At 60.5% G+C, this 25,723-nt stretch carries 22 protein-coding genes and 1 tRNA gene; 16 read left to right on the top strand and 7 right to left on the bottom strand.

Annotation, left to right across the window (positions count from 1 at the left end):
- Nucleotides 1–134 precede the first annotated feature (134 nt).
- Both CRO46_RS04545 and carA read right to left on the bottom strand, forming a co-directional pair.
- Nucleotides 135–1,211, bottom strand: coding sequence for a hypothetical protein (locus CRO46_RS04545; protein WP_097105437.1), 1,077 nt, complete (start codon nt 1,209–1,211; stop codon nt 135–137).
- Between the two features lie 403 nt (nt 1,212–1,614).
- Nucleotides 1,615–2,811 (bottom strand): glutamine-hydrolyzing carbamoyl-phosphate synthase small subunit, encoded by a 1,197-nt coding sequence (gene carA, locus CRO46_RS04540; RefSeq protein WP_097105435.1) that lies wholly within the window; start codon nt 2,809–2,811, stop codon nt 1,615–1,617.
- Between the two features lie 305 nt (nt 2,812–3,116).
- On the opposite strand from carA, the gene CRO46_RS04535 reads away from it, so the two are divergent.
- The 7 genes from CRO46_RS04535 (at nt 3,117) to CRO46_RS04505 (ending at nt 11,779) form a co-directional block, all read left to right on the top strand.
- Entirely contained in the window at nt 3,117–3,566 is a 450-nt protein-coding gene (locus tag CRO46_RS04535) for a GatB/YqeY domain-containing protein (RefSeq protein ID WP_097105432.1), read from the top strand.
- A gap of 187 nt (nt 3,567–3,753) precedes the next feature.
- Nucleotides 3,754–4,218 carry a PAS domain-containing protein gene (locus CRO46_RS04530; RefSeq protein ID WP_097105430.1) on the top strand — a complete coding sequence of 155 codons (465 nt, stop codon included), beginning with the start codon at nt 3,754–3,756 and terminating at the stop codon, nt 4,216–4,218.
- Nucleotides 4,219–4,221: 3 nt separating this feature from the next.
- Nucleotides 4,222–4,962, top strand: a complete 741-nt coding sequence (locus tag CRO46_RS04525; protein WP_143438952.1) for a helix-turn-helix transcriptional regulator — start codon at nt 4,222–4,224, stop codon at nt 4,960–4,962.
- 270 nt (nt 4,963–5,232) lie between these two features.
- Nucleotides 5,233–6,048: a helix-turn-helix transcriptional regulator gene (locus CRO46_RS04520; protein ID WP_143438950.1), complete on the top strand. Its 816-nt coding sequence runs from the start codon at nt 5,233–5,235 to the stop codon at nt 6,046–6,048.
- 155 nt (nt 6,049–6,203) lie between these two features.
- Nucleotides 6,204–8,195 (top strand): DNA primase, encoded by a 1,992-nt coding sequence (gene dnaG, locus CRO46_RS04515; protein ID WP_097105423.1) that lies wholly within the window; start codon nt 6,204–6,206, stop codon nt 8,193–8,195.
- 432 nt (nt 8,196–8,627) lie between these two features.
- Complete coding sequence (rpoD, locus tag CRO46_RS04510) at nt 8,628–10,673, top strand: RNA polymerase sigma factor RpoD (protein ID WP_097105420.1); 2,046 nt, start codon at nt 8,628–8,630, stop codon at nt 10,671–10,673.
- A gap of 206 nt (nt 10,674–10,879) precedes the next feature.
- Nucleotides 10,880–11,779, top strand: a complete 900-nt coding sequence (locus tag CRO46_RS04505; protein ID WP_210421476.1) for a mechanosensitive ion channel family protein — start codon at nt 10,880–10,882, stop codon at nt 11,777–11,779.
- A gap of 72 nt (nt 11,780–11,851) precedes the next feature.
- Here the strand turns inward: CRO46_RS04505 and CRO46_RS04500 are convergent, their stop codons facing one another.
- Together CRO46_RS04500 and CRO46_RS04495 are read right to left on the bottom strand one after the other, a co-directional pair.
- A complete protein-coding gene (locus tag CRO46_RS04500; RefSeq protein WP_097105417.1) occupies nt 11,852–12,475 on the bottom strand; it encodes a glutathione S-transferase family protein in 624 nt (207 codons plus the stop codon).
- A 208-nt stretch (nt 12,476–12,683) separates the two neighbouring features.
- Complete coding sequence (locus CRO46_RS04495) at nt 12,684–13,358, bottom strand: SDR family oxidoreductase (RefSeq protein WP_097106495.1); 675 nt, start codon at nt 13,356–13,358, stop codon at nt 12,684–12,686.
- 251 nt (nt 13,359–13,609) lie between these two features.
- On the opposite strand from CRO46_RS04495, the gene CRO46_RS04490 reads away from it, so the two are divergent.
- The 4 genes from CRO46_RS04490 to CRO46_RS04470 all read left to right on the top strand — a co-directional run bounded on the left by CRO46_RS04490 (nt 13,610) and on the right by CRO46_RS04470 (nt 17,709).
- Entirely contained in the window at nt 13,610–14,839 is a 1,230-nt protein-coding gene (locus tag CRO46_RS04490; protein ID WP_097105415.1) for a DUF930 domain-containing protein, read from the top strand.
- A gap of 1,196 nt (nt 14,840–16,035) precedes the next feature.
- The gene (locus tag CRO46_RS04480; RefSeq protein WP_097105411.1) at nt 16,036–16,449 is read left to right on the top strand and encodes a ketosteroid isomerase-related protein; all 414 of its coding nucleotides are present in this window, start codon (nt 16,036–16,038) and stop codon (nt 16,447–16,449) included.
- 11 nt (nt 16,450–16,460) lie between these two features.
- Nucleotides 16,461–17,063, top strand: a complete 603-nt coding sequence (locus CRO46_RS04475) for a GNAT family N-acetyltransferase (RefSeq protein WP_244577761.1) — start codon at nt 16,461–16,463, stop codon at nt 17,061–17,063.
- Nucleotides 17,064–17,337: 274 nt separating this feature from the next.
- Entirely contained in the window at nt 17,338–17,709 is a 372-nt protein-coding gene (locus tag CRO46_RS04470) for a hypothetical protein (RefSeq protein WP_097105408.1), read from the top strand.
- Nucleotides 17,710–17,914: 205 nt separating this feature from the next.
- On the opposite strand, the gene CRO46_RS04465 is transcribed toward CRO46_RS04470, so the two are convergent.
- A complete protein-coding gene (locus CRO46_RS04465) occupies nt 17,915–18,667 on the bottom strand; it encodes an SIMPL domain-containing protein (RefSeq protein WP_097105406.1) in 753 nt (250 codons plus the stop codon).
- 346 nt (nt 18,668–19,013) lie between these two features.
- Between CRO46_RS04465 and CRO46_RS04460 the strand changes: the two genes are divergently transcribed.
- From CRO46_RS04460 to CRO46_RS04450, 5 genes are all read left to right on the top strand, one after another.
- Nucleotides 19,014–19,090, top strand: a tRNA-Ile gene (locus tag CRO46_RS04460).
- A 120-nt stretch (nt 19,091–19,210) separates the two neighbouring features.
- Nucleotides 19,211–19,990, top strand: coding sequence for a hypothetical protein (locus tag CRO46_RS19810; RefSeq protein WP_143438948.1), 780 nt, complete (start codon nt 19,211–19,213; stop codon nt 19,988–19,990).
- A 7-nt stretch (nt 19,991–19,997) separates the two neighbouring features.
- A complete protein-coding gene (locus CRO46_RS19805) occupies nt 19,998–21,605 on the top strand; it encodes a trypsin-like serine peptidase (RefSeq protein ID WP_143438947.1) in 1,608 nt (535 codons plus the stop codon).
- A 378-nt stretch (nt 21,606–21,983) separates the two neighbouring features.
- Nucleotides 21,984–22,730 carry a (S)-ureidoglycine aminohydrolase gene (gene allE / locus CRO46_RS04455; RefSeq protein ID WP_097105403.1) on the top strand — a complete coding sequence of 249 codons (747 nt, stop codon included), beginning with the start codon at nt 21,984–21,986 and terminating at the stop codon, nt 22,728–22,730.
- Between the two features lie 23 nt (nt 22,731–22,753).
- Nucleotides 22,754–23,725, top strand: coding sequence for an aldo/keto reductase (locus CRO46_RS04450; protein WP_097105401.1), 972 nt, complete (start codon nt 22,754–22,756; stop codon nt 23,723–23,725).
- Between the two features lie 73 nt (nt 23,726–23,798).
- Here the strand turns inward: CRO46_RS04450 and CRO46_RS04445 are convergent, their stop codons facing one another.
- Both CRO46_RS04445 and CRO46_RS04440 read right to left on the bottom strand, forming a co-directional pair.
- Complete coding sequence (locus CRO46_RS04445) at nt 23,799–24,776, bottom strand: zinc-binding dehydrogenase (RefSeq protein WP_097105399.1); 978 nt, start codon at nt 24,774–24,776, stop codon at nt 23,799–23,801.
- Nucleotides 24,777–24,846: 70 nt separating this feature from the next.
- Nucleotides 24,847–25,434, bottom strand: coding sequence for a TetR/AcrR family transcriptional regulator (locus tag CRO46_RS04440; RefSeq protein WP_097105397.1), 588 nt, complete (start codon nt 25,432–25,434; stop codon nt 24,847–24,849).
- Between the last annotated feature and the right edge of the window lie 289 nt (nt 25,435–25,723).

Here is a 25,723-nt window from a genome sequence, read left to right as displayed (position 1 = left end):
ATGCACAATCATGACACGCCGGACACCGCCCATCTTCCATGTTCAGAGCGTGTCGGCAAGTTTCCTTCCGAGGTCTTTCTTGGCGAGCGGCCTGGGAGAATTGGGTGGTCTAGCACTCCCGCCAAACGTCCGGTTCAGCTTGTTCTGCCGGTGTCGGCCATTATGTCGAACTTCTCACCAGGTCTGACCCGGACCGCGCCGGTGCGACCCGTCACGGTGTGTGTGTTGGCCAAGAGCCACGCGCTGTACGCCGCCAGGGTGAAGGCGATCACGGTCTCCCTCATTTCACCGATCTCGTAGCTGGACATGAGCTTATGCCCGAGAACGAGAAATGCGATTTGTGACCCGATCATCACAGTGCCAAGCGCAATCATCGACAGCCGGTTCAGCCCCTCGCCCGATTTGGCTGCAACCAAGGCGAGGAAGACGCCGACGAAGAAATACAGCTGATAGATAAAAATGCCCCAGTTTTCATACATCAATCCAGCTACGGGGATTGCAGCAAGTCCAAATGAAGCAGGGGGGATGAAAAACCGCAATCTCTCAAACTCCCGTATTTCTATTCTTCTTGCAACAACCGGCAGGATTACGAAGCACAGGAATGCCGCTGAATAATATGCAAACTCGAATCTGTTCGTGTAGAAATTGTGAATGTTGGTTTCATTCTGGATGTTTTTCTCGAATGCCTCCGGTGCTTCCCATCCAAACAAATGCTGGCCCCAGGATATTTCTTCCATCAAGAGCAGGAATACAGAAATCCCCATGAGACCGCATATCCACGCGGCCTTCAGGCCGAACACCGTCCGCAGATCGCTCTTGCGCAGGCTCCAGGCTGAAGCCATCAGCAAGATCAAGCCGGCCAGTATCATGAATTCCTGCGCCAATGCGATATGGCCCAATTCCTTCACGTTCCAGCCGAAATACTCGCGATAGAACATGATGAGCACGACAGCCAAACACGTAATGACGATATTGCCTGTCAGGAGCAGGTAACTCAGCGGAGAAAATTTTACGGGAGGCGCCGGTTTGAACTCCGAAAATCCCTGAATCAGGCCTCGGGCAAACAAGTAGGCGAACAGGCAGGTGGCAAGAAGCAGCGGGTATTCGACCAGCTCCCAATCATCGATCGCCCATCTTAAATGGTATTTCTCCAGAAAACGACGATCCAGGCTGAGCCAGAGGGCGACCGCAGAAATCAGACTTGCAGCCATGACTATATGGTAGATTCCGGGCCTGGTTAGCCGTCTCATGCTGAACACTCCTGTTCGAAGCCACATGGTAGCTGCCTCGCCTTCTTCATCAATCAGTATGTTAACAACTGGTTAATGCGCGGCAGCATCTGTTACGATTTCGTCGTCTCGAGCATGCACTTGAGGGATTCTGTGGTTTCCGTTCGCCAATTTGAATTGAGCCGGCACAGTGTTTTTTGGCGACCAGCTTTCTCAAGCAGGCTGTTTGCGCGCGAGGGGTGTGCCGCCCGGTCACACCGGCCGCGGGGTCCGGGCGCCTCAAAAAGTCAGCGTTTGCAGCAAGCATTCCGGCGTGCCTCTCGCGGCCGGTACTGTCTCCCGAAGGGGTACTGCTAACGGATCGGCCTCAGATCTGCTCTGATACTCAGCGTTCGGCGAGGGCAGGGAGCCCCTTGCGCTCGCCGACCATGTTCATGAAGCGGCGGAACAGGTAGTGGCTGTCCTGCGGGCCGGGCGAGGCCTCGGGGTGGTGCTGGACCGAGAACACCGGCTTGCCGACCAGCCGCAGGCCGCAATTGGAGCCATCGAACAGCGAAACATGGGTTTCCTCGACGCCTTCGGGGAAACTCTTCGCGTCGACCGCAAAGCCATGATTCATCGACACGATCTCAACCTTGCCGGTGGTGTAGTCCTTGACCGGGTGGTTGGCGCCATGATGGCCCTGATGCATCTTGACCGTGGTGCCGCCAAGCGCCAGCGCCAGGATCTGGTGGCCAAGGCAGATTCCGAATATCGGAATTCCTGTTTCGATCAGCTTGCGGATCACCGGGACCGCGTATTCACCCGTGGCCGCCGGATCGCCGGGGCCGTTGGACAGGAACACGCCATCGGGGGACATGGCAAGGATTTCGTCGGCACTCATGGTGGCGGGAACGACGGTCACCTTGCAGCCCAGGCCCGAGAACAGCCGCAGGATGTTGCGCTTGACGCCGTAGTCTATGGCGACGATGTGGGCCACCGGCTCGCCGCTTTGAGAAAAGCCCTTTTCCCAGACCCAGGGCGCCTCGGTCCAGTTCGAGGATTGTCCGGAGGAGGCGTCCCTGGCGAGGTCCAGACCTTCCAGCCCGCTCCACTCGGCAGCCTTGGCCGTGAGGGCGGGGATGTCGAAATTGCCGGAAGGATCATGGGCGATGACGGCATTGGGTGCACCGTTCTCGCGGATCCAGGCGGTCAGCGCGCGCGTGTCGACACCCGACAGGCCGATGATGCCGCGCGCCTTGAGCCAGGCATCGAAATGACCGGCGGAGCGATAGTTGGACGGCTCGGTGATATTGGCCTTGAACACAGCTCCAACCGCGCCGATGCGGCCGGCCGGGGTCAGGTCCTCGATGTCTTCCTGATTGGCGCCGATATTGCCGATATGGGGGAAGGTAAAGGTGACGATCTGACCGAGATAGGACGGGTCTGTGAGGATTTCCTGATAGCCGGTCAAGGCGGTGTTGAAGCAGACTTCCGCGCGCGCCTCGCCGGTGGCGCCGACACCATGGCCGTGGATCACCGTGCCATCGGCAAACACCAGCACGGCCGTCGGTTTCGTCTCGGTCCAGGGGGGTGTGGTCATGTCAACTCCGTTCACGGCTCAACAGCCGGTTCATCGCCGGGCTGGCCCCTTGATGTTGTGTCAGGGCATCGCCATCTAAGCTGCCGGAAGGCCAGCTGCGGTCAGCAGTTCCCGCACTGGATGGGTCTTCTCCGGTCTTTCAAAAGCCGGTAAATAGAGAAGGCGCAGGCTGCGGTCAATCAGTCCCGCGGCGTGGATCAGCTAATAAATAGCTTGAACATGATGCGGGCGAAGGGGTAATCCTTGAGCTTCCGCCTGCGCGGACCCAGACGGGTAATGATGGAACTGCCGGAGAAAGTTTGATTATGCGTGACCGTTTTACCGAAACGCTCAAAGACGCGATTCGCGCCAAGGATACGCGCCGTATTTCCACTCTACGGCTGATTCAGGCTGCGATAAAGGATCGCGATATCGCCAATCGCGGCGCCGGCAAGGATCCCGTCAGCGATGATGAAATCCTGCAGATCCTGACCAAGATGATCAAGCAGCGCGAGGAATCCGCTGCGATCTATGAAGAGAACGCGCGCCTTGAGCTGGCTCAGCAGGAACGCGACGAAATCGCCATTATCCGCCAGTTCCTGCCGCAGCAGCTGCCGGACGAAGAAGTGCGCGAATTATGCAAATCAGTGGTGTCGGAAACCGGTGCCTCGGGTCTGCGCGACATGGGCAAATGCATGAATGTGCTCAAGGAGCGCTATCCGGGCCAGATGGATTTTTCCAAGGCCTGCGGCATGGTCAAGGGCATGTTGCAGTAGGCAACCTGCACAGGCAGCAGATCTCAGCACAATCATCGAGCATGACGCGCGGCTGTAATTCGCCGCGCTTCATCCCTGCGTGATGGATATCCGGTTTCCTCCGGAGCATCTCGATATAGGCCCGTGCTGAATTGTGCAGTCACGATTCGCCCCGACCAGCCAGTAGGCATCACTCTGAGGAAAAGCAATGACGCTGAAGACCGGTTCGCAGCTCCATTTCGATCACGTTGACCGGCATTTTCTGTCGCAAAAACAGGATCATGTCGGCGTGTCCAGTGACGAAATACTCGGGCTCCTGGGGTCAGTGGGCCTCTTCGGCACCTGGAGGCTGGAGATCGACACCGGGCAGGTTTTCTGGTCCGAGGACGCCTCGCGCATCCACAGCATGGAGAAATCGGAAGGCCCGGTGAGCCTGAGCCATATTCTGGCCACGTATCACCCCGAAGACGCTGAGCTGGTAGAGCAAGTGGTTTCGGCTGCAACCTCCGAACGCAAGAATTTTCGTTTTGTCTTGCGGGTCAAGAGCAGCACGGGAGGCCACAAGATGGTTGCGGTGGCCGGCCGGTACCGGGCCAACAAGGGTGGCGAGCTGATCGGCTATTGCCACGAATTCAACGAGTCGGTGCGTTCCATCGTTTTTACAGGTGATTGACAGGTGACGTTTACTCCCAACCCTGCCCTCCAGACCGAGCCATTTGAGCTGATTGGCAACGTCCGCACGATGTTTGATGCCATGCAGGTTCTGCGCAAGACGTGTCTGAGCTACGGTTTTTTATATTTTTCGGTCATCACCTTGCCGATTGCACAGGCAAGCGAGGACAACTCGATTGCCCGTATGGCTATGATTTCGAGCTGGCCGCCGGAACTGATTGCTGAATATGATCGGTTGGGCCTTGCGCGCAACAGCCCTGTTTTCGACCGCTTGCGCAAGCAGATCACCCCGGTGGTGTTTGAGATTGATGCGGTCAACCATGCCCGTCCCGATCAGGAACAGGCAATGGCGGCAGAGCTGTTCAGACGCTTCGGGCTGACGGTCGGTGTCTATTTTCCGGTTCACGATAACCACGGTCTGCGCCATGCGGTGTCTTTCACCGGGGACCGGGCGGCCTTGTCAGTGGATGAGCTGTCGGCACTGTCAATGTTCGCAACCATGCTGATCGAACAGATTTCGATCATCAACTCCACCGATGACGCAGCGAAATCCGTTCTCAATGCACGCGAAACCGAGATTCTTAAATGGACTGCGGAGGGCAAGACCAGTCCGGAAATCGCCATGCTCACAGGCCTTTCCGAGCATACCGTCAATCATTATGCCACGATTGCCACTAAGAAGCTGGGATGCTCCAACCGCACCCAGGCCGTGGTCTACGCGATACGCCTGGGGCTGTTCAAATAGGGTGCCTCGGGATGCTGTGATGAAACCCGGCACCGGATGGCCGGCGAACAATGGTCCAAAACGACCTAAACTTAACACAGGTTAGTGAGTGCGGCGGCCAGTGGTGATAGCCGACCCGTCTGTTGTGATCGATTGTTGTTGCAGGCGATCTTGAAGTAAGCCGAAAAATTTCGCGCAAATCTGTATTTCAGATGCGCCGTTTTCTTTTGACGGTGAACTTTGGGTTGCTATCTGCGATACCTTGCGTGTTCTTGCAATCTCAGTGCTTCTGTGTATCGAACAGTTGCAGCATTCAGTTGTGGTAACCAGAAGCATTGGCCCTCTCCCATGTCCGATTCTCAAATGATGCCACACCTGAGCAACCCTGCCTTTTCGAACCCACTGCTGGAGTCGGTTGGCAGGATCCGAACGATCCATGATGCCAAGCAGGTATTGCGGGAAGCCTGCGCCCAGTACGGCTTTCGCCACTTTGTCGTGATCTCGCTACCCGGCACTATCTCTCGAACCCAAAGATCACTGGCGCAATTGGCTGTCGTGTCGAGTTGGCCGGCCGAGTTGACGGCTGAATTTGACCGGCTGGAACTGGCCAGCGACAGCCCGATGCTCAATGAGATGCAGACCAGAATCTCGCCGGTGCTGCTCGACATGAGCAAGCTGAAGCAGGAGCTGTCGACTCAGAAACTGATCGCCGCAATTCACCTGTTCTCGCGCTTTGAGTTGACTACAGGGGTGGGATTCCCGGTTCAGGATTCCGAGAGCAAGCGTTATGCGGTCTGCTTCCTGGGCGACCGCGAACCTTTGTCCGACGAGAAATTGTCGACGCTTGGCATGTTATCGACCATGTTGATTGACCGGATTTCGCAGATCTCTTCTGACAGGAATGAGCAGAAACCGGTGCTCAATGCCCGCGAGATTGAAGTCCTGCGGTGGACTGCTGAAGGCAAGACCAGTTCGGAAATCTCGCGGCTCACCGGGCTATCCGAACACACGGTAAATCATTACGCCACGATCTCGACCAAGAAGCTTGGATGCGCCAACCGCACCCAGGCCGTGGTGAAGGTCATGCGCATGGGGCTGTTCCGGTAAGGGGGCTTCGCAATCGTGCCGGAGGTTGAATGCCTTGCGCGCGGCTGTGCATAACGGGGAGGACGGATCCAGGGCCTTTGCCAGCACCTTTGGCCATGCCTATATAGGGACGATCTTCAACCAGACCCATTGCTTGCGCCGGAGGCGCGCCGATATTGCGGTTTTCACCGTCCTTCCTCGACGATATTCGTGAGCGCGTGCCGATCTCCGACGTGATCGGAAGGCATGTGACGTGGGACCGGAAAAAAACCAACACATCGCGCGGCGACTGGTGGGCGTGCTGCCCGTTCCATGGCGAAAAGTCTCCGAGCTTTCACTGCGAGGACCGCAAGGGCCGCTATCATTGCTTCGGCTGTGGGGTTTCGGGAGATCATTTCAAGTTTCTCACCGAGCTTGAAAACTTGAATTTTCCCGAGGCGGTCGAACGTGTCGCCGATATGGCCGGCGTTGCGCTGCCGGCGCCAGACCCGCAAGCCGCCCGGCGCGAACGCCAGCGCGCCACGCTTGAAGAGGTCATGGAAATAGCGGCGTCCTATTTCGAGGCCGAGCTTCAGGGGCCGCAGGGTGCAAAAGCGCGGGCGTATCTGCGTGACCGCGGGTTGTCCGGCCGGACAATCGCCGCCTTCCGGCTTGGCTACAGCAACGACAACCGCAGTGCGCTGAAGGAACATTTGGCTTCACGCGGGGTCGACAAGGACCAGATCGAGGCCTGCGGGCTGGTGGTTCACGGTCCCGAGATTGCCGTCTCCTACGACCGCTTCCGCGACCGCATCATGTTTCCGATCCTGTCGGCGCGCGAGCGGGTGATCGCCTTTGGCGGCAGGGCGCTGCAACCGGGCGCGCCGGCCAAGTATCTCAATTCCAACGAGACCGAGCTCTTTCACAAGGGCAATGTGCTGTTCAACTATGCCCGCGCCCGGCGCGCCTGCGGACAGGACGGCACGCTGATTGTGGTTGAAGGCTACATGGACGTGATCGCGCTGGCGCAGGCGGGCATCGACAATGTGGTGGCACCGCTTGGCACGGCTCTTGGTGAAAACCAGCTGAAACTGCTTTGGCGGGTGACGCCGCAGCCGGTCTTGTGTTTCGACGGCGATGAGGCCGGGCAGCGTGCGGCGCACCGCACCGTCGATCTGGCGCTGCCGCATATCGGACCCGGCCGCTCGCTCAGGATTGCGGTGCTGCCGGCGGGCAAGGACCCCGACGATCTGGTACGCCATGACGGGCGGGCGCCGTTCGATCAGGTCATCGCTGCGGCGCGGCCGCTGGCCGATGTGGTGTGGTCGCGCGAGGTGGGCAGCGGCGTGTTCGAGACGCCGGAAAGCCGGGCCGAGCTCGAGGTCAAGCTCCGGCAGGCGACCTCGCTGATCGCCGATGAAAGCCTGCGCCGGCACTACCAGCAGGACATGCGCGACCGCATGAACGCATTCTTCGGCGGGGCCCCGCGTTATGGCAACCGCGAGCCCGGCAAGTTCGCCGGCGGCGGTTACGGCCGCGGCGGGTTCGAGCGTGGTGGCGGGCGCGGCGGTCGGCCGGGCGAGGCGCGTGGCGGCGGCACACACGCGGCACGCGTGGCAGTCTCCGAGCGGCTGACCCAGTCGGGACTGGTGCGCGGCCATGGCGCCATGCCGTCGCTGCGCGAAACCGTTCTGGTGATGACGGTCGCCAACCATCCGCAGATGCTGCATGACGAGTTCGACGAGCTGGCGGCGCTGGAATTCGACGACAAGGGGCTCATGCGGGTGTGGCAGGTGATGCTCGATGCCGCCTCGGCGGGCGGTCGGTTCGACCGCGAGCGGCTTTATGCGGCACTGGAGGCGGACGGGCAGGGGGAGTTCATCGCCCGGCTTGAGACCCAGATCCGCAATGCGCGGATCTGGACGGCCACGGCTGAGGCGGCTGCGGAGGACGCGCGGGAGGGGTACAGCCAGGCGCTGGCGCTGCACAAGCGAACCCGCGATCTCAAATGGCAAAAGGCGGAGCTCGAGCGCGACATCATCGAGTGCGAGGACGCCGAACAGAGCTACGCCATCATCTCCACGCTGCAGCAGGTTCAGCTCGAAATTGCCCGGCTGGAAAACCAGGAGGCCATCATTGATGGCTTCGGCGTTCTGTCCGGCCGGATCAAGGGCGTCCGCGGCGGCTGAGGCGAGGCCGGGGCGCCCACCTATTCCAATGTGTCGCACTTGTGGAATCCAAAGCGCCACCTAAATAGGGTGATCTAGCGATGAAACCAGCAAAGCAGACATTTGCGCGCAAATCACCGAATCAGAGCGCTTTTTGCCCTCAAAGCCTTGACGGATAGGTTTTTTGTGGGAATCACCTGTCTGATGAAAAACATGCGGGACCATTCAGCTCGGCTTTATTGCGGCGAGATCGCAGTTTCCGGGGCGAACAGACCGCATGGCAAACGAGCGCAGAGTTGAATGTTCGGCATGGTTAATCGGGAATTAAGCATGCGTACGCCAAAACAATCCGGATGATTCGCTAAATCCGCCCGCCCGATCGGCGGACGGCAGGCGCCAAGGAACTGGCGCAGCTGATATCAACCGAATGAAATCCGGGGAAAGTGACTGCCCATGGCAAGCAAGGTAAAAGAAGCAGCAGACGACACCGAGACCGAGCGCGAAGGCACCACGCCTGACGGCCCGTTGCTCGATCTGTCGGATGATGCCGTCAAGAAGATGATCAAGACCTCGAAGAAACGGGGTTATGTGACCATGGACGAGCTCAATGCCGTGCTGCCCTCGGAAGAGGTGACCTCGGAGCAGATCGAGGACATCCTGTCGATGCTCTCCGATATGGGCATCAATGTGGTCGAGGAAGACGAGGCCGGCGAAGACAAGGAAGCCGACGACGATTCGGATTCCGAAAGCGAAGGCGGCGAGATCACCACCGCGTCGGGGTCTGCGGTCGCCACGACCAAGAAAAAGGAACCGACTGACCGCACCGACGATCCGGTGCGGATGTACCTGCGCGAGATGGGCTCGGTGGAGCTGTTGTCGCGCGAGGGCGAAATCGCGATTGCCAAGCGCATCGAGGCCGGCCGCGAAACCATGATCGCGGGCCTGTGCGAAAGCCCGCTGACCTTCCAGGCGATCATCATCTGGCGCGAGGAGCTCAACGAGGGTGCCACGCTCCTGCGCGAGATCATTGATCTGGAGACCACCTATTCCGGTCCCGAGGCCAAGGCAGCGCCGCAGTTCCAGAGCCCGGAGAAGATCGAGGCCGACCGCAAGGTGGCCGAGGAAAAGGAAAAGGTCCGCGCCGAGAAGGCCAAGTCCGACGACGTCACCAATGTCGGCGGCGAAGGCCAGTATGAAGAAGAGGAAGATGACGACGACGACGAGAACAATCTCTCGCTCGCCGCCATGGAGGCCGAACTTCGCCCGCAGGTGATGGAGACGCTTGACACCATCGCCGACACCTACAAGAAGCTCAGGAAGCTTCAGGACCAGCAGGTCGAGGCACGCCTTGCCGCTACCGGCACGCTGTCGCCGGCGCAGGAGCGCCGCTACAAGGAACTCAAGGACCAGCTGATCACTGCGGTGAAATCGCTGTCCTTGAACCAGAACCGCATCGACAGCCTGGTCGAGCAGCTTTACGACATCAACAAGCGGCTTGTGCAGAACGAAGGCCGCCTGCTCAGGCTGGCTGAAAGCTATGGCGTCAAGCGCGACGACTTCCTGACGCAATATTCCGGCGCCGAGCTTGATCCGAACTGGCTGAAATCGATTGCCAACCTGTCGGCCAAGGGCTGGAAGGAATTTGCCAAGTCCGAGCTGGACAACATCCGCGAGATCCGCGCCGAGATCCAGTTCCTGGCAACCGAGACCGGCATCTCGATCTCCGAATTCCGCCGCATCGTGCAGATGGTGCAGAAGGGCGAGCGCGAGGCTCGCATCGCCAAGAAGGAAATGGTCGAGGCCAACCTCCGCCTGGTGATCTCGATTGCCAAGAAATACACCAATCGCGGCCTGCAGTTCCTCGACCTGATCCAGGAAGGCAATATCGGGTTGATGAAGGCGGTCGACAAGTTCGAATACCGCCGCGGTTACAAGTTCTCGACCTACGCCACCTGGTGGATCCGGCAGGCGATCACCCGCTCGATCGCCGACCAGGCGCGGACCATCCGTATTCCGGTGCACATGATCGAGACGATCAACAAGATCGTCCGCACCTCGCGCCAGATGCTGCACGAGATCGGCCGCGAGCCGACGCCGGAAGAACTGGCCGAGAAACTCGCCATGCCGCTCGAAAAAGTGCGCAAGGTGCTGAAAATCGCCAAAGAGCCGATCTCTCTCGAAACTCCCGTGGGTGACGAGGAAGATTCCCACTTGGGTGATTTCATCGAGGACAAGAACGCCATCCTGCCGATCGACGCGGCAATCCAGGCGAACCTGCGCGAAACCACCACCCGCGTGCTCGCCTCGCTGACCCCACGCGAGGAGCGCGTGCTGCGCATGCGCTTCGGCATCGGCATGAACACCGACCACACTCTTGAAGAGGTCGGCCAGCAGTTCTCGGTCACCCGCGAACGCATCCGCCAGATCGAAGCCAAGGCGCTCCGCAAGCTCAAGCACCCGAGCCGGAGCCGCAAGCTGCGGTCGTTCCTGGACAGCTGATCAGTCCTTCTCTCCCTTGCGCGGAAGTGAGGGGCCAAGCCCCAGACTACAAAACCCGGCCATCGCGCCGGGTTTTTTGATGCGCTGGGTGCTCTTTGTCAGGCAGCCGCGCGAAGTTCTCGCGTCAGGTCCTGCACTGCATCGTGCTCCGGCTTGTTGATACTTGGCCACGCGTGTAGGGTTTTCACAAATGGGGAAAGTTTCCGGTGGATGAGATCACTGTCAATCCGGTTGAGATTTTGTTGAGCCAGCTCAACGGGATGATTGTCGGGACCGTCGCGGTTTTGCCTCAGATCGCGGTGGCCATCGCCGTCCTTTTTGTCACCTTTCTGGTATCCTGGGCGGCAAAGGCGATTTCAGGGCGGGTGTTGTCGCGATCGCGGATACGTCCGAGCCTAAAAAGTCTCTTTCAGATGCTTGTCGGGCTGGCGGTCTGGATCATTGGCATCATGATTGCCGCCGTCATCATCTTTCCCAATCTCACGCCGGCCAGCATTCTTGCCGGTCTGGGGATCGGGTCGGTAGCAATCGGTTTTGCCTTCAAGGACACGTTCGAAAACTTCCTCGCCGGCATCATAATCCTTTTTCGCAAGGAGATGCGGATCGGCGATTTCGTTGAATGCGAGGGCCTCGAGGGAAAGGTTGAAAACATTGCCGTGCGCGAAACCCATATAAGGCAGACCGATGGTCAGCTGGTGATTGTGCCCAACTCCATGCTGTTCAAAAATCCGATCACGATCCGTACCGATCTCGATCAGCGCCGCATTACCATTATCTGCGGTATTGCCTATGGCGAAGATGTCGCCCACGGGCGCTCGGTGATCGAGAACGCCGTCAAATCATGCGAAACTGTCATTGAGAGTACCGATCGCCCCGTGCAGATCTTTGCTCAGGCTTTCGGTGCCAGTTCGATTGACTTCGAAGTGACCTGGTGGACGGGAAGTAAGCCGCTTGATGTGCGCCGGTCGCGGGATGAAGTCATCGAAGCCGTCAAATCCGCTCTAGATTCCGCCGGCATCGAGATTCCGTTCCCCTATCGTACGCTTACCTTCGCCGAACCGCTGTCTCTCGTAAGCGACTCCGCGACGAAAGAGGGGGAAGCTTAGTCCGTTTTGGTGTCCTTTGTCGTGTCACTTGGAACACGGCGGGTTTCTCCAATTCTTTCGGGTTGGTCTGCCTTACGCCCCAAACCCATGATGCTGCCAGGCCGCGGCGACGGCGGGCTCCTGCAGCACTGCATTCACCAGAAGTGAGATTTCGGGCAGATCCTTGGCCGGATCGTGCCAGTCGGCCAGCATCGCCGCATAGACATCAGTGATGGTCATCGTCTGGCCCAGCAGGAACGGGCCCTTGATCCGGGCTGCAAGCTGGGCGAAATCGCGGCTCATGTCGCGGCCAGCCTGATTTCGGATTGCCTCGCAGGCTTCTAGTGTCGGCTGTGCTGTGTGGCGGTCGGGATAATAGTAGCGCAGGGCCGCGGGGTAGATGTTGGTGGCCATGAAGATCAGCCATTGCACCGCGGTCGCATGGGCGGGCGTACCACGCGGCGGCAACAGCCGCGCCTCGGGGAACAGATCGTCGAGCGCCAGCAGGATCGCCGCACTTTCGGCGATCACCGAGCCGGCGGCGCAAGCGAGCACCGGCACTTTGCCTGCCGGGTTGAGCGCCAGGAATTCTGCCCTGGCGCGCTCGGAGGTGTCGTCGACACGAACCTGGTCGAAACCGACGCCGATCAGGCGCAATGCCGCGTCGACCACCATCGAACCGGTGCCCGGCCGCCAGTACAATGTGTATCCGCTCATCTTGAAGCCCCTTCCGCCTTGCCTGCCGTGATGCCTGTCATGGCAGGATCAGGGCAGAGGGGCAAGCGGACGGAGAGGCGAGGCTCATCCGGAAGTGCCAGAAAAGGGCAAACGGGCAGGGCTCGCAGTGCGCGACTCACCGCCCTCCCAGAGGCGGATCCGCCAGCCGGAAGCAGAGGGCTCCCGGCTGATCAGCTTGGTCTGAAAATCAGTCCGCAGGCATCAGGAAGACTTCGCGCACGGCGTTGCGCGGCTTGGCCTCGAGCGCGAAGACCACGGCGTCGGCCACGTCCTCGGGCTGCAACTTGTCGGGCTTTTCCTCGTCAAAAAACGCGGTGTTGACCATGCCCGGCGCGATCACCGTGCAGCGGCCGCCCCATTCCTTCATCTCCTCGGCAAGATTGCCGGCATAGCCGTGGACGAACCATTTCGAGGCGCCATAGACGGAGCCCGGGATATGCGCCCGGCCGGCTGCCGAGCCGGTCATCAGCATGTGGCCCTTGCGCAGGCGCAGATGCGGCATCGCCGCCTTGGCGGTATAGAGCAGGCCCTTGATGTTGACGTCGACGAGCTTGTCCCACTCCTCGGGATCGCCGTTTTCGGTGCCTGCTGCCTCAACGCCCATCCCGGCATTGGCAAAGGCCGCATCGACGCCGCCATAGGTATGGCGCAGATTGGCCAGCGCCTGGTTCTGGTCATCCAGGCTGGTGGCGTCGCCCGGAAGCGCCAGCGCGCGGTCGCCCAGTTCCTCCACCAGCGCCAGCAGCTTGTCCTCGGAGCGGGCAAACAGCCCGACATTCCAGCCGGCGCGGCGCGCTGCACGTGCGGTTTCCGCACCGATGCCGCTGGAGGCGCCGGTGATAAAAAGGGTCTTTGCGGTCATGAAAAATGCTCCTTGGTCTTCGCTTGGTTGGTTTGCCAACGCCTGAACGTCGCAGCCGTTCCATCCCGCATGGCCCTGCCGGTGCGTTGCAACTGAACCGGGCCGCGCCGCATCATCGCGCCGCGCCGGTTCCCCGAGCTTCCGCGGCGCCTGTCCCGGCGCATTTCCAGGCAGTGCGGCAGGGCTGACAAAATTGTTGCCCAAGCCGGACTTCACCGTCGTTTGGCCTGATTTTCTGCTAAGCATCGCGCATGGTCGACATGGGCAAATTCAGGCTGAACGGGTTGGGCGCGGGCGTGCTGGTGTCGCTGCTCGCGCATGCCCTGCTGGCCGCAGCACTGCTGATTGACTGGCCCCGGCCGGTGATGGAGGCCGAGCCGGAGCCAGAAGTCGTCGCCGTCACACTCGTGCCGCCGCCCGAACCGGAACCGGCTCCCGAACCCGAGCCTGCACCCGAACCACCGGCCACTCCGGAGCCGGAAGAGGAAGAGCCCGACGCCGCGCCGGAACCCGAGGCGGCACAGGACGAGGCCGATACCGCGGGGGGCGACCGCGCGCCGATCCCGGTGCTCACGCCCGTGTTCCAGTTTGGCGAGGAAGAGTCCGGGCCGGAGATTTCGCCTGATGGCGGCGCTAGCGAGGAGCCTTCCGATGAGGCATCCGCACAGGAACGTGAAGAAGAGCAGGAGCCGCCCGCCGATGATCCGACCCTCGAAGAACCGGCGCCCGAGGAACCGGCTCTCGATGACGTGGCCGGGACGCTGCCGGAGCCCGCAGCGGAGCCGGAGAAGGAACCTGCCGAAGCCGCAGAGCAGGATCAGCAGCCGAACGAGATGCCAGGAGAGCAGCCGCCCGCCGCTTCCGCCCCGACGCTTGCCATGCCGGACGACATCACCCTGCCGGATGCCGAGATCAGCGGGGATATCCCCGGCGCCCTGCCGGAGGCGGCCTCCGAGACCGAGCTGGTATCGTTGCCCGAGGGCCTCGATCCGGCGGCAGTGCCCGTGCCACAGCCAAGGCCTGCCCCTCCGGCAAGCCCCGACACAGTGCCAAATCCCGGCACGCCCGCCACCACCGGAGGCGCACTGCCGGCGGTGACAGCGCCTGCGCCCGACAATGGCTTGCCTGGGGTGCGGCAGCTGGCCTCCAGCGTCAACACCGGTCACGCGGTGGCAACGACCGCCATGCGCGACATGCCCCGCAATGTCCGCGGCAGCATGCTGTGCACCACCGAGCTGCGCGAGCAGCTGCGCCGCGCGCCCGGACCCTATCAGCCCGAATTGCTGCCGTCCTACTCGCTGCCCGGGGGCACCGTGCTCGCCGTCCCCAACGCCGCCTTCCGATCCGGCGGCGCCTGGTACCAACTCGATTTCCGCTGCACCGTCGACGACGACGCGCTGAAGGTCATGGACTTCAGCTTCAAGGTCGGCGCCCCGATCCCCCGCAGCGAATGGCAAGCCCGCGGCTTCCCGGAATATTGAGTTGAGTGGTCTCAGGCTCGGCACACACTCTCCAGCTTAGTGGGTGAGAATGCGGACACAGCAGCCTCCGTCGTCATCCTCGGGCCTGATCAAGACAAGCCTGGCGACGTCGTTGCCTCCGAGGATCCAATCCGCGATGCTCCGGTCCAGCCGTGGCCGGGACAGATCACGGTGTGGATCCTCGCCGCATGGGCAGGCATGACGAAAGACGGGATCAGCCAGAGACCGGAGGACCGGAGAGCGGGGTCGCGCGAAGGCTGTTGAAGCTGCTTGGTTCAGCCAAGCGCTGGAAATTCCTAGAGAGGGGGTAGGCTTTGGGCACAGGATTTCCCCTCCCTGAAACATCCATGACTTGGCGCTCACGCACCAAGATCATGATTTTTCTTCCTCTCCCGCAAGGGCGAGGAAAAACCGCCCCGCCCTAGCGCAAAAAACTCCCCGCAATCTTTTCCACACCCCGCCAACCGCATGTCATCATCATCGCGCTTCCGCTGCCGGATGGATCGCGAACGCTTCGGTTCAGGCGGAAGGGGTGCCCTTTTGGCCTTGCCGTGACGTGCGGCAGGGAAGGAAGGGAGGCGGTGGCCAGCGTGGCTCCGCCGGCGTTCCCGGTTCCCCTTCAGGGCAAGCGGGTTCAGCCGGCCACCGGGACGGTATTTCGGATTTCGGCCTGTCACAATGACGGGACTTGCAATCCGAAAACGCTCCGGGCCTGTGGCGGGTCGCGGCCCCTCAAGAAGGGGGCGCGGCGCGTGCCGGAACCCACGTGGACAGGTCTCACGCCGCAGCCCCTGTCCGGGCTTGCGGCCCGGGGAACCCCGGAGTCCCCGCGTCGGGTAAAAACCCTCAAGCGGGGGAAGCTGAAACCGCTGCTGCCTGTCGGATGCGGACATCATCCGGCGAAGTTCGGGCCCGCGCGCGGACCGCGCCAGCCATTGCACATACCCATATTCAGAGGCGACGCCCGCGCGCGGCCCTCCGGAGCCCGATTTCCTCACCAGCCTGCCGGTTCAGTCTGCCGGCGGGGGATTTGCCATGCCTGATGCAAGTCAAAGGCCTCTGCAGGGTGGAACCGAACCTGCGGCGAAGTGTTGGGGATGAAAGGGACTGCGCCGCAATCGCGTCCCGGTTTTTCTTGCCCGCCGCTGGCTGCCTGTGGCACCTGTGGGCGATCGATTTTCATAGGGAGCGCCGCCATGAGCCGAGACACGACAATTGCCCTGATCCGCCGCTATCTCGACGCCTTCAATGCCAAGTCTTCCGAGGACATGCTGGCCTGTCTCACCGAGGACGTGGCACATGACATCAACCAGGGCGAGCGCGAGATCGGCAAGGAAAAATTCCGCTGGTTCAACGCCAGGATGAGCCGGCATTACGATGAGGAACTGGGCGATATCGTCATCATGACCGACGAGAGCGGCACCCGTGCCGCGGCCGAGTTCACCGTCCGCGGCACCTATCTCGCCACCGATGAGGGCCTGCCCGAGGCCAATGGCCAGCGCTATTCGCTCCAGGCCGGCATCTTCTTCGAGATCGACGACGGTCTGATCAGCCGGGTGACGACGAGCTACAATCTCAACGACTGGATCGCGCAGGTCAAAGCCGGCTGAGGGGCGGCACGGTGTCCTCGCGACCGGATCTGAGCTTCTCTGTCCTCACCGCTGACGAGATCGAGCAGGCGCTTGCCGATCTGGCCCGGCTCCGGATCGCGGTGTTTGCCGACTGGCCCTATCTCTACGACGGCGACGCGGACTACGAAGCGCGCTATCTGCGGAAATTCGCCGCGTCGCCGGGCGCCGTGGTGGTGGCGGCACGCGATGGCAATGGCGGCATGGTGGGAGCGGCCACGGCGGCTCCGCTGTCAGACCACGCCGCCGAGTTCGCAGCCCCCTTTGCACAAAACGGGCTGGACCCCGGCGATTTCTTCTATCTGGCGGAATCGGTGCTCCTGCCCGCATACCGGGGCCAGGGGGCGGGGCGTGCGTTCTTCGCCCTGCGCGAGGCGGCCGGGCGGGCGCAGGGCTTTGAAAAGGCGGTGTTTGCCTCGGTGATCAGGCCCGATGACCATCCGGCCCGGCCGGCGGACTATGTTGCGCTGAATGGCTTCTGGCAGCGTCTCGGCTACGCGCCCTATCCCGGCCTGCAGGTGGAGTTTTCCTGGCGCGACCAGGGCGAGACGCAAGAAAGCGTCAAGCCGCTGCAGATCTGGGGGCGCGATCTCTAATGCATGTGGCGTTCAAACGGATTCATTAGAACGATAACCTACATGCATCACTTTAAGGTGTCGCAGCGAGTTTTGCGCATCCGATTGGATGCGCGGTGCTGAAGCCGGGCAGGGCCCGGATTTTCATGAATGCAGGATGAACGCGAGGTTCCGCTTCGGTTCAGGCGGGCCGGACTAGTGTGAGGTCAATCGAGAGGAACAACCGCTCGAGACGAGATCGAAACAAGGAACATCCACGCAAAGGCGTAAGCGCCGCCAAATCTGGAGAACAGCCATGAACACCTTCATCCGCAATACACTCGCCGCCCTCGTTGTCGCAGCTGCCGGGGTCACCGCTTCCGCTCCTGCCGCCAATGCCGGAGGCTTTGGTTTCGAGTTTTCGTTCGGAGGTCCCGGCGGAGGTGTCGTGATTCACGACTATGGTCGCCGCGGTGGCTGGAACCGGTTCGAGGGGCATCGCCGCCACCGCGATGTCTGCCGTCCGCACCGCGCCATCAAGAAGGCACGCCACATGGGCGTCCGCCGGCCTGACGTGGTCCGCCTCAACAACCGCCGTGTCGTGGTGCAGGGCGTCCGCCACCACCGCAGTGTCCGGGTGGTCTTCGCCAATCAGCGCCACTGCCCGGTGATCCGCATCCGCCGCTAGTGCATGTCGCGTTCAAATGGATTCATTTGAACGATAACGTACATGCACCATTTTAAGGTGTTACAGCGAGTTTTGCGCATCCGCTTGGATGCGCGGCGCTGTAGTCCCGGTCAAGACCGCAGAAGCAAAAACCCCGGAGGCCTGGCCTTCCGGGGTTTTTGCTGTTCTGGGCCGCATTCATCACACGGCGCGGCAGCAGTCGATCCTACTGGTCGATTTCCCAGGTGACGTTGACCGTGACGCGGTACTCGTTCTCGCCTGCGGCGACCGGCACGGCGTCGGCGGCCTTCGACATCATTGCCATTTCGGCGCGGACCATCGGCATCGGCGGGGCGGAACCGGAATTCTCCGAGATCTGTGCGATGCGGCCGAGCGAGACGCCGAGCGCACTGGTCATGGCTTCCGCCTTGGCTCTCGCCTGCTTCATCGCGTCGAGCCGGGCCGTTTCGCGGATCGCCTCTTTGTCGTCATTGGTAAACATCACATCACCGCCCTGGTTGACGCCAAGACTGACCGAGCTGTCAAGAATGGCGCCGAGGCGGCTCAAGTCACGGATGCGCACGGTCAGCGTGTTGTTGACGGTATAGCCGACAATCTCGGGTTTGCGGTTCTCGTCATCGTTCCTGGGGTAGACCCAGCGCGGCTGCACCGAAAAACCGCCGGTCTGCAGGTCGCGCTCGGCAATGCCATCGGCTTTCATGGCAGCCAGCACATCGGCCATCGCCGCGTTGTTGGCGTCAAGCGCCTCGCGCGCCGTTTCGGCCTCGCGCAGCACCGTGAGCGAGATCACCGCCATGTCCGGGGCGGCCGTCGCCACGCCTTCGCCGGAGACAGTGATCACGCCGGGTTCGTTCGTCTTGGCCTCATCGGCGCGCGCCGGGTTGGCCAGAAACAGGACGAGGGCTGAAAGTGCTCCGGCTGCGGCCAGGCCGCTGCGGGCGGGGAAAAAAGCGGTCATGAAAAGTCTCCGATCTGGTGTCAAATGTCCCGACATGGATGTAATGGCCGTCGATTGTGGGCGCAATGCGGCGGCGCGCGGGCACCGCTTCGGTCGATTTTGTGCAGACCGGCGGATCGCATCGTGGCGGGCAAGCGACCGCAATCTCCCCGGTCCCCGGAGGGCGCGATACGGCTCCCGGGCAGGCTCCAATCCTCCGCAGCACACACGCCACGGCAACGGCTTGTGAAGGCAGATGTTTTGGGCTAAACCGCCAACGTCCGGACACCCAGTCCGGCCGGGGACAACGCCGGCAAGCGCCAGGTTTGCAGGCAACGCGCAGCACGAGATCGCGCGGGGTTCCTCCGGGCCTGTAGCTCAACTGGTTAGAGCCGTCCGCTCATAACGGATTGGTTGGGGGTTCAAGTCCCTCCGGGCCCACCATTTTCTTGTAATTCCTGTTTGCACTGTAGATCTCAAAGCACTAGGTGCCAATTTGCGGTAAGAAGTGTTTCGTACTGAAACGCAAAATTCTATCTCAAGTACTTGACTCCTGGTCTTTCATTGCTGAAAGTATATGTTAACTTATTGTATGAACAGGGGGCGCTCATTGTTGAGTATTTGGGCGGGGTGGCAATGCGTCTGTTGTGTCGGTCAATATCGGTTTTTGTTTTGATTTTGACGCTGTCGGGCTGCGTAAATAGCGCATCTGTCGGCATCAAAGAGATTGAAACTTACAAAAGACTACTCAATGCGTCAAAAGACGAGAAGGCATTCAATACACTGACAGGAAGAGTCAATTATACCAACAATTTGGCAGACCTCTATATTGTTGAGGCTGACCGGGCGTCTCTTTCGCAAGATGCAATTGCTCTCACAGTGATTGGGGCCGCTGCTACGGGCGCCGGCGCCCTTGTCTTTGACGGCAGTACTGATTTACTTAAAGGAGTTGGACTTGCGGCTGGGACGACGTCTGCCGTGGGAAGCTATTTTCGACCACAAGAAACGTCCTTAGCGCTGCTCAACGCAGCCGAGCAACTTGTTTGTATGGCGGGTGCAGGTCGATCCGCTAGAAACGAATTAAATGCACTTGGACTGGCCAACTCGGAAACGCTCAGTGAGCCTATCGAAATAATGGATACAGGTGTTCGTCAGGTCAGGCTGAACCTGAGGAAAGCCCTTGCAAAAACTCGACCTGACTACAGCACGGTACTTGCAAGTCTAGTAAATGCCAGTCGCGCAAATGGCGGCTTGGGAACCGAAAGTACAGCTTCGACGGAAGAGATAATAAACAAGCTAAGAGTGGATGTAACGAAGTGTGCACTTGAAGGCATTTCTGGGTAGATTCAACATGATCTTTTTTCTCAGGGTGTTTTTCTTAGTCGGCCTTGCACTAACCGCTCAGGCTAGTGCAGCGACCACGAGAATCGTCCTGGATAGCCGATCAGATAAAGTCGCTTTGGGAATTCAAAGGCTGAATATCGCTGGTTCCGGCGTGCTGCCCCTTCTACATGGGTTTGGCGGCGGTCGGTTCTCCATTCAGGCGGTAAATCAAAACGATACGCCGATTGATGTTCGTATTTACAACCTAGCGGAAGAACGCGTCCTTCTACTTCGATCAGTGACAGGTGGAAATCAAAGCGTTGCGCGGGAGATCTTTGGCGAGGGCTTTTACATCAGCGTGGACTCTGGCGGCTCCACCGACCCGAGAGATTATGATTTTAGGTTGACTGTGGAGGCCATTGGGTTTCTTTCAGAATCTCTTGAACATGGTATGGAGGCGGTATCAAGTACAAGACCTCCAACATGGTTTGGGCCTGAACAAGTCTCAAGCTCATTCTTAAGCGCGGAACGAAAAACAACTATCAATAAACTGAGGCGAGGCGTGGTCAGGTTGCATACGCCTATCGCCGCCCAGTGTCGCAGTTACGTCGGCGGTTCCCGTATTGATAGTGAGGGCTGCACTGCTTGGCGGGTAGCAGATAACCTGTTTGCTACAGCTTGGCATTGCTTGCCGGAGTTGCAAGATAGTTGCGATCATGCGTCCATAACATTTGGCTACTCGCCGCGGAAGGTGCTTCAGGAGAAGGACAGCACTGAATGGGGTTTTGCAACAGAATCCTGCACTACGGTGGAGTATGCTAACGACCAGCTGGATTTTACGCTGTTTAGAGTTTCAGCTCGGGAGATTGAAAAATGGAAGAACACGCCAAAGTTAAGAGTGTTGCCTGGCGATTTGTCTTATCCGCAAACCACAACGGCAACCCAGAGAACAGGTGACCGACTGGCGTTGATCCATTTCCCAGCGCTGACGACCTGTAAAGATTTCGATTCACGTGACGCTAACCCTTCTTTACCGGGTCGAGATACGGCGGCATATAACCGGAGAAAATACCAAACCTCGCAGAAGATTAGCGCGTTTGATGCTTCAGCGAATGCTCAATGCCGCGCATGGGTCGTACAGACTGGGAAGAATAGCGATCAACCGATTTACAAGCTGCCATCAAGTGGAGATCCCGAGTTCGACGTAATGGCCCAAGTAGGAAGGAATCATAAGCCAGAAGGCTCGTTTTGCAGTCGGTTACTACCCGACCCCGCCCCGAGGATAGGGCTGCTTCATCGATGTGAGACCTGCCAGGGAAGTTCAGGGGCCCCTTTGATCTCGTTAGAGCCTAGACCGAGCAGTGGGTTAGGCCGACACGGTACTGTCGTTGGAATACACTCTGGGTATTATCCAAAGCGCAATCGAGGAAGAAGAGATTTCATCGGCAACTTTGCCATCCGAATGTCGAAGATCACCGAGTGCTTGGACATGGCCGCGATCCGCGAAACCAACAAGATCGTTTATTCCGGATCAGCCAGTTCAAAAGCTGTTTGCAAAGCGCTCCATCCGAGGAACGCTCCTCATCTAAAATGTAACTCTCTCAACGATGCTGACTGCGTATTCTATTTCGACTGATTGCAGCAACAGCCGAAATGACCTGAGCCCCCGAACCGGCTCGCCCACTCGGCAGCAGTTCCTTGCCGTTCAGGGCTTCAAGAGCAACCTTCGCCTTGAGCTCAGGCGCGTGCTGTTTGCGTTTGGACATTTCTGATCTCCTTTTATTAGAAGTCCAGCAGACTGCAAATCGTAGCTCCTGTCAGTGTCCAAATTTCGGGGGTAGCTCACACCAACAGCATTGAAACCTTGCCTCGTGAGCAGCACCAAACATGTTGACGCGAAACTTGAAGGCCCTCCGGTTGCGGGTTGCGTGGCAGGGCGATGGGCAGGGGTGGACATTGCGTTGTGGCGTCTTAGCCGGTACCGGTCAATCATCTTGCCTTGAGGGGATCGGCCGTGAGACGACAATTTGGGGAAACGCGCTCGGCGATGGCCCGGCGGCATGCGCTGATTTCAGCCGACAGCCACGAGGCCACGCCGATGCCGGGATGGCCCGGATCGCGGATCGTGGTGGCGATCTCGCCGCAGATGGGGGCGCAGTTTTCGCAGTTCTTCGCCGGCATGCCCGAGGGCGCCATCGGCCGTGCCCCGGCCGATGGGGTGGAGCGCTTCGTCTTCGTGCTCGAGGGGGTGGTGTCGCTGCAGACCGGTGCTCGAACCGAGCGGCTGGAGCCGGAAGCCTATGCGCTGGTCCCGGCCGGCATGGCACATGAGATCAGGGCGGAAACCGCAGCCCGGCTCCTGGTGCTGGAAAAACGGTTCGTGCCGCTTGCGGGTGCTGCTGATCCGGAACTGGTGACCGGCACGGTCGACGCGCAGCCGCAGCGGGTGATGTCGGAAGATGGCTTGCTGGCTGTGCGCAAACTCATTCCGGCCGACGAGCGGTTCGACTGCGAGGTTAATGTGATGGAATTCCAGCCCGGCGGCAGCCTGCCCTATGTGGAGACGCATTTTGTCGAGCACGGCCTGCTGATGCTTGATGGCAGCGGGATCTACCGGCTCGAGGATGCCTGGTATCCGGTGGCCGAAGGCGACACGATCTGGATGGGGCCCTATTGCCCGCAGTGGTTTGGCGCGCTGGGGGCGACGCCGTCACGCTATCTGATCTACAAGAACTGGAACCGGGATCCGCTGCCCGGCTGAGCGCAGACGAGGGAGGAACTGCGATGGAATACAGGCAACTGGGCCGGACCGGGGTTCAGGTTTCGCAATTGTGTTTCGGCACCATGTCGTTTGGCGGCGATGCCGACGAGGCGGAATCGGGGCGGATGTATGCGCGTTGCCGGGAGGCGGGGATCAATTTTTTCGATTGCGCCGATGTCTATTCCAACGGAGCGGCGGAAGCGATCCTCGGGAAACTGGTCAAGGGACACCGCGACGAACTGGTGGTCACGACAAAATGTTTTTGTGCGATGGGGGATGACGTCAATGCCGGCGGCGGCAACCGGCGCCACATCCTGCGGGCGGTGGAGGCCAGCCTGAAGCGGCTTGGCACGGACCGGATCGACGTTCTGTTCATGCATCGCTGGGACAAGCAGGTGCCGCTCGAGGAAACGCTTCGGGCGCTGGAAAAACTGGTGGCCGACGGCAAGGTGCTTTATCTCGGCGCCAGCAATTATGCGGCCTGGCAGATCGCCAAGGGGCTGGGGATTTCGACGAAGAACAACTGGCCCCGGTTCGATGTGATCGAGCCGATGTATTCGCTGGTCAAACGCCAGGCGGAGAGCGAGATCTTCCCGCTGGCGCTGGCGGAAAACCTCGGAGTGATCACCTATTCGGCCGTGGGCGGCGGGTTGCTCTCCGGCAAATACGGCAGGCAGACGCGGCCCGAGCAAGGCCGGATCATGGCAAATCCGGAATATATCAAGCGCTACAGCGAGGACTGGGTGTTCGAAGTGGCGGAAGCCTTCACCGAATTCGCCCGGGATATGGGGGTGCATCCGGTGTCGCTGGCTGTTGCCTGGGCGGCGGCGCATCCGGCGGTGACCTGCCCGATCATCGGCGCCCGCAATGTTAGGCAGCTGCAGCCGTCACTGGATTCCGTCAAGATCGAGATGACACCGGAACTGCATGCCCGGATCGCGGCGCTGTCGCGCACCCCGCCACCGGCAACGGACCGGCTGGAAGAGCAGCTGTAACAGCCGGGCAGATGCAAAAAAAACCCGCGCCGGAGCCGTTCCGGCGCGGGCCTGATTGATCTGTCAGTCAGGATCAGGGGCGGATCAGGATCTTGCCTGACTTGCCTGGCGTCAGCGATGCCTTGACGGCACCGGTGACGTCGTCGAGGCTGAACTCACCGCCGGACGACAGCTTGAGCTTGCCGTGGGCTGCGAGGGTGACCAGCTCGGTGATCAGGCGGGTTTTCTCGTCCGCGGCCATCTCCGAAATGATGCGCGAGCCCCAGAAGCCCTTGACTGTCAAATGGTTGGAGATTACCGAGCCGGCACGCAGTTCCAGCGGAACCCCGGTGGCGGTACCGAATACCACCAGCAGGCCGTTGAGGCCGAGCAGATCGGCAAGATCGGCGACGATCGGTCCGCCGTCGGAATCGATCGCCGCCCGGGCGCCGTCCTTGCCGACGATGTCACGGGCGCGTTTCTGCCAGCCGTCCTCTCCTGTCGAGAGCACGTTTTCCATGCCCAGCGCTTCCAGCTCGGCAACGGCTTCCGTGCGGCGGACAAGATTGATTGTGGTGATGCCGCGGGCGCGGGCGAGATCGGCGAAAATCTTGCCGACGGCCCCGTTTGCCGCGGTCTGAATGACGGTGTCGCCTTCCTTGACGTCGAGGAACTCGAGCAGCGCGATGGCGCTGAACGGCATGGCGAGCAGCTGCGCGCCGGCCTCGTCGGAGATCACGTCGGGGAGCGGCAGAACGCCGGCTGCGGAGGCAGTGAAATACTCGGCCCAAGTGCCGATCTTGCCGGCATTGACAACGCGTTTGCCGATCATTGATGCCTCAACGCCTTCGCCGACGGCCTCAATTGTGCCGACTGCCTCCGAGCCGCCGAGCGCAGGGAGTTCGGGCTTGTAGCCATAGGTGCCGCGAATGGTCCAGAGGTCATGATTGTGGATCGGCGACAGGATGGTGCGGATGAGCACTTCACCCGGCTTGGGTTCGGGGCGGGCGATATCTTCGACTGTGAGCACGTCGGCGGGTTCGCCGAATTTTGTATAAGTTGCGGCTTTCATGATGATGTCCTTTGCAGTGTTCTCCGGACGCAATGTCCGCGATGGTGGGGATGTAGCTGTGAAGCCGGGATCAGGTGAAAAACCGGGCCCGCGTGTCGGCATGCGCCTGTTCCAGCGGCCCGGCGCTGTGCGACAGCTTGGCGATGATCGCAGCCCCGAGCCACTGGCTGTAGAGCAGGGCGGCGGTGGCTCCGGGGTCGGCTTGCGGGACAATCGATCCGTCCCCGGCGCCTGCGCGGAGGAGCGCGGCAAGGCGTTCGCAGACCGCGGAGACGCCTTGATCGAGGATCCGGCGCATGTCTTCCGACAGGTCGGCGATCTCGGCGGCGAGCTTGACCACCAGGCAGCGGTCGGCCATCGAGCCGGCCTCGCCGTCAAGGGCTGCACTGAAAAAGCTGTCCATCCGCTCGGCTGCCGAAACCGGGCGGGCGATGATGGTGTCGAGCGCTGCCAGATAATCGGCGACGTAATCATCGAGCATTTCGCAGCCAAACGCCTCCTTGGAGGCGAAATAGTAATAGAACGAGCCTTTCGGCACGCCTGAGGCGGAAAGCAGGTCCGTCAGTCCAAGGCCGCCAAAACCGCTGGCGAGCACAAGGGCACGGCCTTCGGAGAGGATGCGGGAACGGGTCAGCTCTGATTTTTTCGGCGAAGTCATGGCGCTGCTCTAGTTCATAATAGACCGGTCGTCTAGTAACGACTATGTGAGCTGCCAGAGCGGCTTCGCAACCGGCCTCCATTGAAATCGGCATTCCCATTGGTGGCGTAGCACCAATCCGCGCATTCCTCAGCGGATCGGCTCCCGCTGGCGGCATGCGATGAGGAAGATTGGCGGATGTGAAGACTGGTACGCCTGCAAGCGGGACGTCCGGACGTGACCATCGCAAGACCTCGCGGCAGCGGCCAAGTGTGCCCGGAAAATCCTTCAGCAAACACTCAACTTATTC

Source organism: Parahoeflea halophila (assembly GCF_900220985.1).
GTDB lineage: Bacteria > Pseudomonadota > Alphaproteobacteria > Rhizobiales > Rhizobiaceae > Hoeflea > Hoeflea halophila.
The sequence above is the reverse complement of the archived record's forward strand: the minus strand, read 5'-3'. Positions and strand labels throughout refer to the sequence as shown.